At 73.3% G+C, this 12,532-nt stretch carries 12 protein-coding genes and 1 pseudogene; 8 read left to right on the top strand and 5 right to left on the bottom strand.

Features of this window, described 5'->3' with window-relative positions; translation table 11 throughout:
* Entirely contained in the window at positions 1–1,092 is a 1,092-nt protein-coding gene (locus tag AB0M93_RS23820; RefSeq protein WP_364276364.1) for a polyprenyl synthetase family protein, read from the bottom strand.
* Between the two features lie 72 nt (positions 1,093–1,164).
* Positions 1,165–1,854, bottom strand: coding sequence for an organomercurial lyase (merB, locus tag AB0M93_RS23815; protein WP_364276363.1), 690 nt, complete (start codon positions 1,852–1,854; stop codon positions 1,165–1,167).
* A gap of 49 nt (positions 1,855–1,903) precedes the next feature.
* Between merB and metF the strand changes: the two genes are divergently transcribed.
* The 3 genes from metF (at position 1,904) to AB0M93_RS23800 (ending at position 5,922) form a co-directional block, all read left to right on the top strand.
* Positions 1,904–2,788, top strand: a complete 885-nt coding sequence (gene metF / locus AB0M93_RS23810; protein WP_364276362.1) for a methylenetetrahydrofolate reductase [NAD(P)H] — start codon at positions 1,904–1,906, stop codon at positions 2,786–2,788.
* A 41-nt stretch (positions 2,789–2,829) separates the two neighbouring features.
* Positions 2,830–4,512 carry a DUF885 domain-containing protein gene (locus AB0M93_RS23805; protein ID WP_364276361.1) on the top strand — a complete coding sequence of 561 codons (1,683 nt, stop codon included), beginning with the start codon at positions 2,830–2,832 and terminating at the stop codon, positions 4,510–4,512.
* Positions 4,513–5,055: 543 nt separating this feature from the next.
* Positions 5,056–5,922: an EamA family transporter gene (locus AB0M93_RS23800; protein WP_364276360.1), complete on the top strand. Its 867-nt coding sequence runs from the start codon at positions 5,056–5,058 to the stop codon at positions 5,920–5,922.
* A gap of 19 nt (positions 5,923–5,941) precedes the next feature.
* Here the strand turns inward: AB0M93_RS23800 and AB0M93_RS23795 are convergent, their stop codons facing one another.
* Together AB0M93_RS23795 and AB0M93_RS23790 are read right to left on the bottom strand one after the other, a co-directional pair.
* Positions 5,942–6,514, bottom strand: coding sequence for a GNAT family N-acetyltransferase (locus tag AB0M93_RS23795; RefSeq protein WP_364276359.1), 573 nt, complete (start codon positions 6,512–6,514; stop codon positions 5,942–5,944).
* Positions 6,511–7,023: a YbaK/EbsC family protein gene (locus AB0M93_RS23790; RefSeq protein WP_364276358.1), complete on the bottom strand. Its 513-nt coding sequence runs from the start codon at positions 7,021–7,023 to the stop codon at positions 6,511–6,513. Before AB0M93_RS23790 ends, AB0M93_RS23795 begins: the two co-directional genes overlap by 4 nt.
* A gap of 840 nt (positions 7,024–7,863) precedes the next feature.
* On the opposite strand from AB0M93_RS23790, the gene AB0M93_RS23785 reads away from it, so the two are divergent.
* The 5 genes and pseudogenes from AB0M93_RS23785 to AB0M93_RS23765 all read left to right on the top strand — a co-directional run bounded on the left by AB0M93_RS23785 (position 7,864) and on the right by AB0M93_RS23765 (position 11,847).
* Entirely contained in the window at positions 7,864–8,316 is a 453-nt protein-coding gene (locus tag AB0M93_RS23785) for an SAV_6107 family HEPN domain-containing protein (protein ID WP_364276487.1), read from the top strand.
* On the top strand, positions 8,306–9,073 hold the full coding sequence (locus tag AB0M93_RS23780; protein ID WP_364276357.1) for a maleylpyruvate isomerase family mycothiol-dependent enzyme: 768 nt from the start codon (positions 8,306–8,308) through the stop codon (positions 9,071–9,073). Before AB0M93_RS23785 ends, AB0M93_RS23780 begins: the two co-directional genes overlap by 11 nt.
* A 58-nt stretch (positions 9,074–9,131) precedes the next feature.
* Positions 9,132–9,862, top strand: a pseudogene (locus AB0M93_RS23775) (VOC family protein).
* 15 nt (positions 9,863–9,877) lie between these two features.
* Positions 9,878–10,711, top strand: a complete 834-nt coding sequence (locus AB0M93_RS23770) for an alpha/beta hydrolase (RefSeq protein ID WP_364276356.1) — start codon at positions 9,878–9,880, stop codon at positions 10,709–10,711.
* Between the two features lie 74 nt (positions 10,712–10,785).
* Positions 10,786–11,847 (top strand): GNAT family N-acetyltransferase, encoded by a 1,062-nt coding sequence (locus AB0M93_RS23765; RefSeq protein ID WP_364276485.1) that lies wholly within the window; start codon positions 10,786–10,788, stop codon positions 11,845–11,847.
* Positions 11,848–11,854: 7 nt separating this feature from the next.
* Here AB0M93_RS23765 and def read toward each other — a convergent pair whose 3' ends face one another.
* On the bottom strand, positions 11,855–12,355 hold the full coding sequence (gene def, locus AB0M93_RS23760) for a peptide deformylase (RefSeq protein WP_364276355.1): 501 nt from the start codon (positions 12,353–12,355) through the stop codon (positions 11,855–11,857).
* Between the last annotated feature and the right edge of the window lie 177 nt (positions 12,356–12,532).

The following is a 12,532-nucleotide window of genomic DNA, read 5'->3' as shown; positions in this document are numbered from 1 at the left end:
TCAGTACGTCCGCTGGGTGGCCTTGACGACCAGCCCGGTCAGCGCCGCGGGCGCGGGCTCGGCCAGGTGCGCGCGGTCCAGCGCGGCCATCGCCGCCGTCGTCAGCTCGTCGATCCGGCGCTCGACCGCGTCGACCGCGCCCACCTGCTGCAGCGCCATCCGGACGGTCTCGACGCCCTCGTCGGACAGGTCCGCGTCGCCGATCGCGTCGGCGATCACCGTGGCCGCGGCCGTCTCGTCCTTCTCGGCGGCGAGCTGCAGGCCGAGCGCGACGAGCAGGGTGCGCTTGCCCTCGCGCAGGTCGTCGCCGGCGGGCTTGCCGGTGACCGACGGGTCGCCGAACACGCCGAGCAGGTCGTCACGCAGCTGGAACGCCACGCCGACCTCGCCGCCGAACTCCAGCAGCGTGGCGATCAGCTCCGGCGAGGCGCCGCCGAGCGCGGCACCCAGGTGCAGCGGCCGCTGCACGGTGTAGGCGGCGGTCTTGAGCCGGTCGATCTTGAGCGCGGCCTCGACCGAGGCGTCGCCGGTGGCCTGCGTGCGGACGTCGAGGTACTGCCCGGCGAGCACCTCGGTGCGCATCGCGCGCCAGGCCGGGCGGGCCGCGGCCAGCGTTCCGGCAGGCAACGGCGCGTCGGCGAACATGTCGTCCGCCCAGGCCAGCGCCAGGTCGCCGACGAGCACCGCGGTGGCCAGGCCGAACGTCGCGGGGGAGCCGAGCCAGCCGCGGTCGGCGTGCAGCTTGGCGCCGGCGATGTGCACGGTCGGGTTGCCGCGGCGGGAGTCGGAGGAGTCGATCAGGTCGTCGTGGATCAGCGCGCACGCCTGGATCAGCTCGAGGCTGGCCACCGCCTGCAGGACACCCTCGGCGTCCGGGCCCGCGGGGTCGCCGCCCGCGCCGCGCCAGCCCCACCAGGCGAACGTCGGGCGCAAGCGTTTGCCGCCGCCCAGCACGAACCCGCGCAGCGCGTCGATCCCGGCGGCCACGGTCGGCTCGGTGCCGAGGATCGCGGCGCCCGCCCGATCGAGGAACCCGGTCAGCGCGCGCTCGACGTGGACGGGCAGCTCGGTGTCGGCGACGGGCGCGTTCATCCCGCCATCCTCGCCGAACCCGCGGGGGCGCGGGCGCGCGGGGCACCCGGATGTGGCGAATCAGACTCCGGCTCAGACCCCGGCCGCGGGCGCCCAGAACGGCCCCGTCAAGCCCGCCTCGGCGAAGTAGGCGACGGCGTCGTCCGGTTCGCGCCGCCGGTAGCCGCGCTCCAGCCGGCCCGCGTACCAGCCGCGCGCGAGCCGCCAGAGCGTGACCAGGTCCAGCACGGATCCGCGGGCCTGCCCGGTTTCCGCCAGCCAGGCGTCCACACAGGACTCGCAGCAGAAGAGGCGCTGGTTCGCGCACGTGTGCAGCACGTCGTCCCACATCCGCGCGGCGGGCACGAGGAAGTGTGCGACCTGCGCGCCTTCCGGTGGTTTCGACCGCTCGACGACCAGGGCGTGCGGCTGCCCGCAGCCGGGGCAGCGGGTCGCGACCAGCACCTCCGGCTCGGCCTCCACCAGGTGGGGGATGGCGAACGAATCCCACGCGCAGCCGCCCCACCACAGCGTGTGCGCGCTCATCACGGAGAAACCGAGCGACTTCGCGGCGAACGGGTGCGCCAAGACGACGTGCTCGCACTCGTCGAGCACCAGGTGGTGGGCGCCGGCGAGGCGGTGCAGCGCCTGCTTCGCGACGGCCAGCGACCCGCCCGCGGCGTCGGCCAGCTCCGGCGCGCTCGGGGCGCGGCCGTGGCGGGCGAAGGCGTGGTAGACGGCCAGGCGCACGTCTTCGTCCCAGCTCGCGTCGTCATCCCTCATCGTTCACTCCTGTATCGAGTCTAGAGCCGGGACCCTTAACATTCGAGGTATGACGTCGGTGATCGAGCGGTTGCGCGGAGACGGGCCGAAGTTCTCCATCGAGTTCTTCCCGCCCCGGGACCCGGCGGACGAGGCCGTCCTCTGGAAGGCGATCCGGGAGCTCGAGCCGTACGACCCGGCGTACATGTCGATCACCTACGGCGCCGGTGGCTCCAGCCGCGACGGCACGATCCGCAGCATCGCCCGCGTCGCGACCGAGACGACCCTGGTGCCGATGGCGCACCTGACCGCGGTCAACCACTCGGTCGCCGAGCTGCGCAACGTGATCGGCTGGTACGCCTCGGTCGGCGTCCGCAACATCCTCGCGCTGCGCGGCGACCCGCCGGGCGACGTCTACGGCGAGTGGATCCCGCACCCCGACGGCCTCACCTACGCCGAAGAGCTGGTGCAGCTGGTCCGTGAGCTGGGCGACTTCTGCGTCGGCGTTTCGGCGTACACCTACGGCCACCCCCGCTCGGCCGACCTCGAGACCGACACGAAGTACCTGGTCCGCAAGCTGCGCGCGGGCGCGGACTTCGCGATCGCGCAGCTGTTCCACGACGCCGAGGACTTCCTCCGGCTGCGCGACCGGGTGGCCGCGACCGGCTGCGACGTCCCGGTGCTGCCCGGCGTGATGCCGCTGACGACCATGCGGACGCTGCAGACGACGGTCAAGCTGTCCGGCGCCCCGGCGCCCCGCAAGCTCCTGGACCGGCTCGAACCGCTGGCCGACGACCCCAAGGCGTTCCGCGCGGCGGGCATCGACGTGATCACGGAGCTGTGCGAGAAGCTGATCGCCGAGGGCGTGCCGAACCTGCACTTCTACACGTTCAACCGGTCCAAGGCGACGCGCGAGGTGATCGCGCGGCTGGGGCTCGTCCCGGCCCGTGCTTAAGTACGTACCACCGGGTCGGTCCGGCCCGGTAGCGTGCCTGCATGGCTTCTACTGCTTCCCAGGGCGTGCACGAGATCTGTGACCGCTACGTCGACGACCTCGTGGCCGTGGACCCGGTCGCGGCGACCGTTCACGGCATCAACGGGCACGACCACAAGCTGACCGACTACTCGGCGGACGGCTTCGCCGAGCGAGCCGGCATCGCCGCACGGGCGCACGCCACCGTCGCCGCCACCGAGCCGCGGGACACCGCCGAGCGGGCGGCGAAGGCCGTGTTCAGCGAGCGCATCGGCCTGGAGCTGGAGATCCACGAGGCCGGCCTGGACGTGGCGAGCCTCAACGTCATCGCCAGCCCGGTGCAGGAACTGCGGATGGTGTTCGACCTGATGTCCCTGGAAACCGAGCAGGACTGGGCGACCGTCTCGGCCCGGATCGGCGAGGTCCCCCGCGCGCTCGCCGACGTCCGCAGCGGCCTGCTTTCGGCAGCCGACGCAGGCCACGTCGCGGCGCTGCGTCAGGTCGCGAAGGTGGCGGAGCAGTGCGAGACGTGGGCCGGCCTGAAGGAGGAGAAGGGCTTCTTCACCGAGCTCATCGCGCCTTCGCCCGGTTCGGCGTTGAAAGCGGACCTCGAGCATCGCGCGCGGGCCGCCGAGGAGGCGTTCGCCGAGTTCGCCGGGTTCCTGCGCGCCGAGCTGGCGCCGAAGGCCCCGGTCAAGGACGCCGTCGGCGAGGACGTCTACCGCCTGTGGTCCCGGTACTTCGTGGGCGCGGCGCTGGACCTGCAAGAGGCCTACGAGTGGGGCTGGGCGGAGTTCGCCCGCATCGAGGCCGAGATGCGCGCGGTGGCGAACCGCATCAAGCCGGGCGCGTCGCCGGCCGAGGCGGCGGCGATCCTGGACGCGGACCCCCGCTACCGCGTCCGGGGGCGCGCGGAGTTCGAGGCGTGGATGCAGCGCCTGTCCGACGACGCCCTGAAGTCGTTGCGCGGCAAGCACTTCGAGATTTCCGACCGGGTGATGGCCCTGGAGTGCAAGATCGCCCCGCCGGGCGGCGGAGTCGGCGCGTACTACACGGCCCCGAGCGAGGACTTCGGCCGCCCGGGCCGCATGTGGTGGTCCGTGCCGCCGGCCCGCGACGAGTTCGTCACCTGGCGCGAAACGAGCACGGTGTACCACGAAGGAGCCCCGGGCCACCACCTCCAGATCGCGACGGCGGTGGACCAGTCGGCGGGCCTGAACAAGTACCAGCGCCTGATGGCGTTCACGTCCGGCCACGCGGAGGGCTGGGCCCTGTACGCGGAGCGCCTGATGGAGGAACTGGGGTACCTGTCGGACGACGGAGACCTCCTGGGAATGCTGTCGGAGCAGCTCTTCCGCGCGGCGCGGGTGGTGGTGGACCTGGGCATGCACCTGGAGCTGCCGATCCCGGCCGGAACGGGCTTCCACGAGGGCGAGCGCTGGACACCGGAGCTGGGCCTGGAGTTCATGCTGACCCGCACGATCACCGACCAGGCCCACGTCCGCGACGAGATCGACCGGTACCTGGGCTGGCCGGGCCAGGCCCCGGCGTACAAGATCGGCGAGCGCCTCTGGCTGGCGGCCCGCTCGGAAGCCCGCGCCCGCGCGGGGGCGGCGTTCGACATCAAGCGGTTCCACACGGAGGCGTTGAAGCTGGGCGGGATGGGGCTGGACACGCTGCGGGAACAGCTGGCCGGCCTGGACTGAGCTGTTCGAGGGGGCCGAACCCGCCGGCTACTTGCGGCGGGTTCGGTTCTGCCGCTTTTCCGGCGGTCTCGCGTCCTCTTCGGGAGGGGCCGGGGCGAATTTCTGATCTGCTTCACGACCTGCTCGGCGAGCCGCTTTCGCGACGCTTCCACGCGGAATTCAGCAGCAGCTTCACCGCCCAATAGAACGAGGTCGCGCCCCACAGCCACAGTCAGGAAAGCAGCCGGGCAGTCGCACGAGTTCGGCGCCGTGCCGTCGGGCAGGCGCGCTGCATCCCGGACGGACCGGCGCCCCCGGAGGAAGGCGCCTGTCGTGGTCCTGGCGACAGGGCAGTCACCACCCCGCCGGAATTCGCTGGTTGGCGAGGGCGCGTCTGGGTAGGGTTCCTCTCGTGCGCCGAAGGCTTTTCGTCACCCCACCGCCCCGCGTCTGAGCGGGGTGGTCCCTCGCCGCGTGGCCTCGTAGGCCCGCGGCTGATTCGTCTTGCGCACCGCCCCGCGTCGTCGAACTCCCTTTCCTTTCGACACAGACGCAGGAGCGTTCATGTCCCTCGTCCTCCCCACGCGCGCCCGGTCCTCGGCCGCGCTCGTCCTCGCCGGTGTCCTCTGGGGCACCGGCGGTCTCGCCGGCTCCCTTCTCGGTCAACGAGCCGGCCTCCACCCGCTCGCCGTCGCCGACTACCGGCTGCTCGTCGGCGGCGCCGTCGCCACGCTTGTCCTGAAAGGCCGCGGTTTCCCGCGCACACCGGAAGCCCTCCGGCGCATCCTCGTCGTCGGCGGCCTCTTCGCGCTCTTCCAGGCCAGCTACTTCGCCGCCGTCGCGCTCAGCTCGGTCAGCGTCGCCACCATGACCACCATCGGCGCCGCACCCGTCATCGTCACCCTGCTGTCGGTGCGGAAAATCCGTCGCTGGACGATGGTGTCGACGGCGGGCACCCTTGCCGGCCTGGTGCTGCTCCAGTGGTCACCCGGCGAAGCGATCTCGTTCGGCGGCCTCGGCTTCGCTCTGCTCGCAGCGGCCGGCTTCGCGACCCTCACCCTGCTCACCGCGAAGCCGGTCGACGGCCTCGACCCGTTGCCCACGACGGCGTTCGGCTGCCTGACCGGCGGCCTGCTGCTCCTGCCGGTCGCGAGCTGGACCGGCATGGCGATCCCACTGCACACGGACGTCCTCGCGCTCCTCTGCTACCTCGGCGCCGTCCCGACCGCGCTCGCCTACGCCGCCTACCTGCGGGGCCTGGCCGACGCCCACCCGGTGCTCGGTGCGCTTTCGGCGGTGCTCGAGCCGCTGACGGCGGCGGTGTTGTCCGCGGTGCTGCTCGGTGAACGGCTGAGCGTCACGGCCTGGTGCGGCGCCGCCGTGCTGGTCGCGGCGCTGGGCGTCGGCTACTGGCGCCCGGAACCGCGCTGAGGGGACGCTGCCCCTCGGCTCAGCGCGGGTCGAGGGGCAGCGCGCGTCCCAGGATCGCGAACGGCCGCGGGTCGCCCGCGAAGTGGTAGTCGCGCAGGACGTCGACGAACCCCGTGCGGCGGTAGAGCTTCCACGCGCGGCTCGTGCCCTCGGGCGTCGACAGCAGCACGTTCGCGCTCGGCACGCCGTCGAGCAGGCCGCGCAGCAGGTCCTCGCCGATCTGGTGGCCCTGGTTCTCCGGCCGGACGTGGATCTCGGTCAGCTCGAAGTAGTCCGACAGCCAGCGGTCGGCTTCGACGGAGCCGGCCCGGCGGCTCAGGCCGTGCCGCACCTGCTCGTGCCACCACTGCCCGGCCCGGCCGCGGTAGCCGTAGGCGAGGCCGAGCAGGACGTCGTCGGCGTCGAACGCGGCCATGCAGCGCCAGCCCTCACGCAGCGCGTGCGTGAGCCACATCGGCGCACGCTGCTCGGCGGTGCCCGCCGGGTACCGCATCGCCCGGACGTAGATGTCCAGCGCTTCGGGCAGGCGGGCGCGGAATTCGTCCGCGGAAAGCTGGACGTAGCGGGAGCAGCCGGCGGGCATCGCGGTCACAGCGGTCCATCTTCCTCCGCGCCGCCGAGCGCGCCCGGGGTGCCCCCGGTCAACGCCACCAGCCCCGCGAAGGTCGTGGGGAAGACGGCCTTCGGGTGCCCCGCGGCGGCCCACACGACGTCGTGGGCGCGCAGCGCGGTGTCGACGAGCGTGGGCAGCGGCACGGGGTGCCCGACCGGGGCGACACCGCCGATCGGCTGCCCGGTGTGCGCCCGCACGAAGTCGGCGTCGGCCTTGCCGATTTCGCCGCCGGCCAGCCGGGCGAGCGTGGCCGGATCGGCGCGGTGCGCGCCCGAGGTCAGGGCGAGGAGCGCGTTTTTGTCGGACCCCAGGCGGAAGATGAGGCTGTTGGCGATGGCCCCGACGGGCACGCCGAGCGCTTCGGCCGCCTGCGCGGCGGTCCGGACCTCGGCGGGCAGGACACGGATGCCCTCGGCGGCGGCGTGCTGCCCGGCTTCGGCCAGCGCGGCCGCCACCTTGGCGACGGCGGGGTGCTCCAGCGAACTCATGGACCTATGAGATCACGCCGCCGACCTGGTGTCGCGCACCACGTCCGGGGATCGTCCCCCGGGGTTGAGCGCACACCCGGTCCGGGGTTACTCTGGAAATTGTTCGAACAGACGTTCGACATCGGTGAGCGCGCACCGGTCAGGTGCCCGGGACCGGGACGGGGGAAGCGTCTCGGCACCGGGCACATGATCGGGCTCACCCCGCGCAGGAGGAGGGTCGCCATGTCCGTCAAGGTCGTGTCCCCCACGGATCCCGGGCAGCCGGAGCTGCCCATGTCGCTGCGCCCGCCGGCCACCCAGCCGCAGGCCGCCCGCCGATCGCGGCAGTGCCTGACGCCCGGCGCGGAGTCCCGGCAGCGCCCCTCGGCGCCATCGGTGGACGCCCGGCAGCCCGAGCTGCCGATGCTGCGCCCGACGGATCCGGCTCCTGCGGATTCCGGCCAGCTGGAGCTGCGCCCGGCTCCCGCGGACCCGGCGCAGGTCCGGCTGCGGCCGCCGGCTCCGGCTCTTGCAGGTTTGGCGCGCTGTCGGCCGACCATGGCGGACTCCGGTCAGCTGGAGCTGCGCGCGACTCCCGCGGACTCGGTGCCGTCCCGGCCGATTGTGGACTCCGAGCTGCGCTCGTCGGCTGCCGCGGGCCCGGGTCAGCTTCAGCGGCGCATGGACTCGGCGCCGTCCCGGCCGGCTGTGGACCCCGAGCTGCGCTCGTCGGCTCCCGCGGACCCGGCGCAGTCCCCGCTGCCCTCAGACGTCGCGCCGCAGCCCGAGCTGCCGATCCCACCGCAGCGTCCCGCCTCTGCCGACCAGGCCCGGCCGCCGGCCACCCATCCCGCGCTGCCCATGCCGCCCGCCGTCGACCCCGACCAGTCCGCGCTGCCCATGGCGCTGCGTCCGCCCGCTCCGCCGGCCGCTGCCGGGTTGCTCGCGCAGGCTCGACGCGGGCTCGCCGAGGCCGAGCGGGAAACGCAGCCCGCCGAGCGCTTCATCGGTGCCTACCTCGCCGCGCTCCGGGGCGCTGCCGCCGTGCTCGCCGCGCGGGGGCGGCCGCACCGGGGGCGGGCCCGGCCTGCCAGCACCTGGGTGCTGCTCGACTCCGTCGCCCCCGAACTGCGGGAGTGGTCAGCCTTCTTCGCCGGCAACTCGGCCACGCGCGCCGCCGCGCAGGCCGGGATCAGCGGGAAGGTCACCGCCGAATCGGCCGCCGAACTCGTGCGCGCCGCCACGCCGTTCCTGGAACTCGTCCGCCGGCTCGTGCACGGCCTGCCGATCACCGGGGAAGCCCATGTCGCGTGAGCACGGCCCGGTCGACCAGGGGCGGTTGCTCACGGCGTTGGGAATCGAAGGCAGGCTGCTGGCCGAGGCGGTGCACGCCGCGCCGGCCGAGGCGCCGGTGCCCGCCTGCCCGGGCTGGTCGCTCGGCGAGGTGGCCCGGCACGTCGGGAGCCTCTACCGGATGGTCCGGCGCCGATTGACCGACGGCCGCAGCCCCGACGACTGGCCGCGCGACCCCGAACCGGGCCAGAGCCTGCGGGACTTCCTGGAGACGGGCCTCACCGAACTGCTCGACGAGCTGGCCGCGCACGACCCGGAGGAACGCGCCGACACCTGGTGGCCGGCGGACCGCACGTACGGCTTCTGGCGGCGGCGGATGCTGCACGAGACGGTCGTCCATCGGGTGGATGTCGAACAGGCGGCCGGCGCCGAGTCCCGTGGCGTGCCCGACGACGTCGCGATCGACGGCATCGACGAGGCACTGACCTTGTGGTTCGGGCAGAAGCTGCCGATGCTCGGCCTGACCGGCACCAAGGCGGGCACGGTCGGCGTCCGGGCCGGCGCCCACAGCTGGATCGCGCGGGCCGGGCCGGTGACCACCGAAGCCTGGCGCTGCTCGGCCGAGGAGGCCGGGGCCGCGGACGACGTCGTCACGGCCGCACCCGCGCAGCTCTACCTGTGGCTCTGGGGCCGGTCGTCCCTGACCTCGGTGACCGTGCGGGGCGTGCACGACCAGGCGGCTCAGCTTTGGGCGTTGCTGCGGCTCGCAACCCGATGACCCGGCCGGTGGGGAAGCCGAACCGGAACTGTCGGGGGTGGCGGTTAGCCTGCGCTGCATGAGCACACGCCTGGTGAACGTGGTGATCGACGCGGCGCGGCCGAGGGTCCTGGCGGACTTCTGGGCCGCGCTGCTCGGCTGGCACGTCGCGCTCGAGGAGGCCGGCGAGGTCGACGTCCGCGCCCCGGCGAGCGACGGCTGGGAGCTGGACCTGGTTTTCGTGCCGGTACCCGAACCCAAGGAGGTGAAGAACCGCGTCCACCTGGACCTGGCGAGCACGAGCCCCGCACACCAGGCCGAGCTGGTGGCGCGCGCCCTGGAGCTGGGCGGAAGCCGCGTCGACCTCGGGCAGGGTGACGTGCCGTGGGTCGTGCTGGCGGATCCGGAAGGCAACGAGTTCTGCGTTCTCGAGCCGCGCGAACGGTACGCGGACACGGGTGCGGTGGCGTCGATCGTCGTCGACGCCCACGACCCCGGGCCGCTGGCGGAGTTCTGGGCGGGGATCGCCGGCTGGCCGGTCCGGAGCCGCGAGGGGGACGTCCTGGTGGGCCTGCGTTCGCCGGCCGGCCGGGGGCCGTGGCTGGAGTTCCTGCGCAACGACGACGTCAAGCGGGTCAAGAACCGCGTGCACCTGGACGTGGCGCCCCCGGCGGACGCCGGCCACGCCGCGGCGGTGAAGGAGGTCGTCGCGGCCGGTGCGGCGCCGGCGGACCTGGGCGCTCCCGCGCTGCCGTGGCGCGTGCTGACGGACCGGAGGGCAACGAGTTCTGCGTGCTGACCCCGCGCTGACCTAGCGTGGGGAACATGGAGATCTTCGACTGGCAGGGACGCCGGATCGCCTGGGAGCGCGCCGGAGCGGGGCCGGCGGTGGTGTTCTGCCACGGCACACCTTGGTCGTCGTGGCTGTGGCGGCCGTTCGCCGAAGCGCTGAGCGCCGAGTTCACCGTGTACCTCTGGGACATGCCCGGTTACGGCCGTTCGTCGAAGGACGCGGAGCACCCGGTCGATTTCGGTGTCCAGACCGACGCCTTCCGGGCGCTGCTCGAGCACTGGGGACTCGACCGGCCGCACGTCGTCGCCCACGACTACGGCGGCGCTGTATCGCTGCGCGCCCACCTGGTGCACGGCGTGCCGTACGCGTCGCTGCTGCTGGCCGACGCCGTGGTCATCCCGCCGTCGGGTTCGCCGTTCTTCCGGCTGGTCAAGGAGCATCCCGACGTGCTCGCCCGAGTGCCGCCGTACATCCACGAAGCGCTGGTCCGCGCCTACGTCGCCAACGCGAGCTTCCGGGAGCTGCGCGAGGCCGACCTGGCCGAGCTCGCCGCCCCGTGGCTCGGCGACGAGGGCCAATCCGCGTTCTACCGGCAGATCGCCGCCTACGACGAGCAGTACCTGGCCGAGAACGAGCAACGGCTGAGCGCGGCCGACGTGCCGGTGCGCGTCCTGTGGGGCGCCGAGGACACGTGGATCCCGCCGGCCATCGGCGAGCGGCTGGCCGCCGGCCTCCCCGGCGCGACGTTCGCCCCGGTCGCCGGCGCGGGCCACCTCATCCAGCTGGACGCCCCGGTCGCGCTGGCGACCGAGTTGCGGGCCTGGCTCGGTGTTTCGGCCGGGTTGCCGGGCCGCGTCGAACGCTGACCTGCACGAAACACCGGCGTCCTGGAGCGGCAACAACCCCGCGGGACCGTGGGGGCATGAAGACCTCCAGAGCGTTGCCCCAACCGGGCCGGACGGCCGCCGTCGCCGAGCCGGTCACGCCGTCGGCGTGGCGGGTGCGGATCCGGATGCACGACCACCCGGGCACCCTCGCCCGCATCGCCATCCGGCTCGCCGACCTCGAGTGCAACATCCTCGGCCTGTCCGTGCTGCCGGTGCCCGGCGGCGTGCTCGACGAGATCGTGCTGCGTCCCGCGATCGGCCTGCCCCGCCGGCACCTGGTGGATGCCATCCGTGCCGAGGGCTGCGAATGCACGGCGATCGTCGACGCCGACGTCCACGAGCTGGTCGACCCGTCGGCGTCGACGCTGCTCGCGGCCCGTCGCGCGGTCGACGACCCGGCCCGCCTGGCCGAAGTGCTGAAGGACGTCCTGGCGGCGGACGTCGTCACGCTCGTCCCCGCCGTCGAGGCGAACCCGGCGCGCACGGAGAGCGGGCACCGGGCGGTGTTCGAGCTGGCCGACGGCAGCGCGCTGGTGGCGCGCCGCCAGTGGGCGCCGTTCGTGCAGCTGGAGCTGACCCGCGCGGAAGCGCTGGTGACGCTGCTCGCGGCGGCGGCCCGGAACGTCGCCGGCCCGGTGGTCCTCGACCGCCCGGACGGCGCGGCGATCGTCCTGCGCAAGGGCGTCCCCGGCGACGCCGACGCGGTGTCCGAGCTGCACCGGCGCTGTTCGATGGCGACGTTGTTCCGCCGCTACCACACGGGCGTGCGCTCGGTGCCGCGCCGCTGGCTGCACCGGCTGCTGGTGCCCCCGCGCGGCACGAGCGTGCTGGCCGTGTTCGGCCGCGAGGTGATCGGCCTGGCCCAGCTGATCCCGGTGACCTCCGGCGGCGCGGAGATTTCGCTGCTGGTGGAGGACGACTGGCAGCAGCAGGGGATCGGCACGGCGTTGCTGGCGCGCTTGGCGGTGCTGGCGGAGGCTCAGGGCATCACGGAGCTGTCCGCGGACTGCCTCGCGGGCGACGACGTCCTGCCCCGCACGGCGGCCCGAGCGGGCTTGCGCACGGAACGCGGCGTCGAGGACGGCGCCAAGCTGAGGCTGTTCCGGCCGGCTTGAGCCGCGGTCAGCGTTTCCAGAACCAGTCCTTGTCGCGCGCTTGGCGCATGGCGGTTTTCTTGCGTTCGGCCGTGAGCCGGTCGAGGTAGAGAATGCCGTCGAGGTGGTCGGTCTCGTGCTGCAGGCACTGCGCGAGCACGTCCTCGCCTTCGACCTCGATCGGCTCGTTGTGGACGTCGACGCCCCGGACTTTCGCGTGCTTCGCCCGCTTGGTGGGGAACCACAGCTCCGGCACCGACAGGCAGCCTTCGTCGATCTCGTGCGTTTCCTCGGACAGCTCGACGATCTCGGGATTGATGACATACCCGGTCAACCCGGCGACGTCGTAGCTGAAGACGCGAAGCCCCACGCCGATCTGCGGCGCGGCCAGCCCGGCGCGCCCGGCGGGTTTCACGGAGTCGACGAGATCCCGCACGAGCGCCTCGAGCTTCTCGTCGAACACGGTGACGGGATCGCAGACGGACTTGAGGATCGGGTCACCGAAATAGCGCAGTTCGCGCATCGCCATGAGCAGAACATCCTTCGTGCGTGTCGGACTGGCAGCTTAGGCCAGCCCGGACGGCGGCCGTACACGGAATCGCGAACCCGCTTCGGCCGGAGTCGCGCTGCTGCGGTGAGTGGAGACCGCGGCGCGGTGGTGCCAGGGCGCGGCGGTGCGAGGGTGCGGAGCGCGGCGGTGCCGGTG

The organism is Amycolatopsis sp. NPDC051102 (assembly GCF_040682815.1).
Lineage (GTDB): Bacteria > Actinomycetota > Actinomycetes > Mycobacteriales > Pseudonocardiaceae > Amycolatopsis.
This window is presented reverse-complemented; position numbering and strand designations above follow the sequence as displayed.

Bases quoted from the DNA above. Each gene is read 5' to 3' on its own strand.
- AB0M93_RS23820 (WP_364276364.1), bottom strand. From the start codon at position 1,092: ATGAACGCGCCCGTCGCCGACACCGAGCTGCCCGTCCACGTCGAGCGC.
- merB (WP_364276363.1), bottom strand. From the start codon at position 1,854: ATGAGGGATGACGACGCGAGCTGGGACGAAGACGTGCGCCTGGCCGTC.
- metF (WP_364276362.1), top strand. From the start codon at position 1,904: ATGACGTCGGTGATCGAGCGGTTGCGCGGAGACGGGCCGAAGTTCTCC.
- AB0M93_RS23805 (WP_364276361.1), top strand. From the start codon at position 2,830: ATGGCTTCTACTGCTTCCCAGGGCGTGCACGAGATCTGTGACCGCTAC.
- AB0M93_RS23800 (WP_364276360.1), top strand. From the start codon at position 5,056: ATGTCCCTCGTCCTCCCCACGCGCGCCCGGTCCTCGGCCGCGCTCGTC.
- AB0M93_RS23790 (WP_364276358.1), bottom strand. From the start codon at position 7,023: ATGAGTTCGCTGGAGCACCCCGCCGTCGCCAAGGTGGCGGCCGCGCTG.
- AB0M93_RS23785 (WP_364276487.1), top strand. From the start codon at position 7,864: ATGCCGCCCGCCGTCGACCCCGACCAGTCCGCGCTGCCCATGGCGCTG.
- AB0M93_RS23780 (WP_364276357.1), top strand. From the start codon at position 8,306: ATGTCGCGTGAGCACGGCCCGGTCGACCAGGGGCGGTTGCTCACGGCG.
- AB0M93_RS23770 (WP_364276356.1), top strand. From the start codon at position 9,878: ATGGAGATCTTCGACTGGCAGGGACGCCGGATCGCCTGGGAGCGCGCC.
- def (WP_364276355.1), bottom strand. From the start codon at position 12,355: ATGGCGATGCGCGAACTGCGCTATTTCGGTGACCCGATCCTCAAGTCC.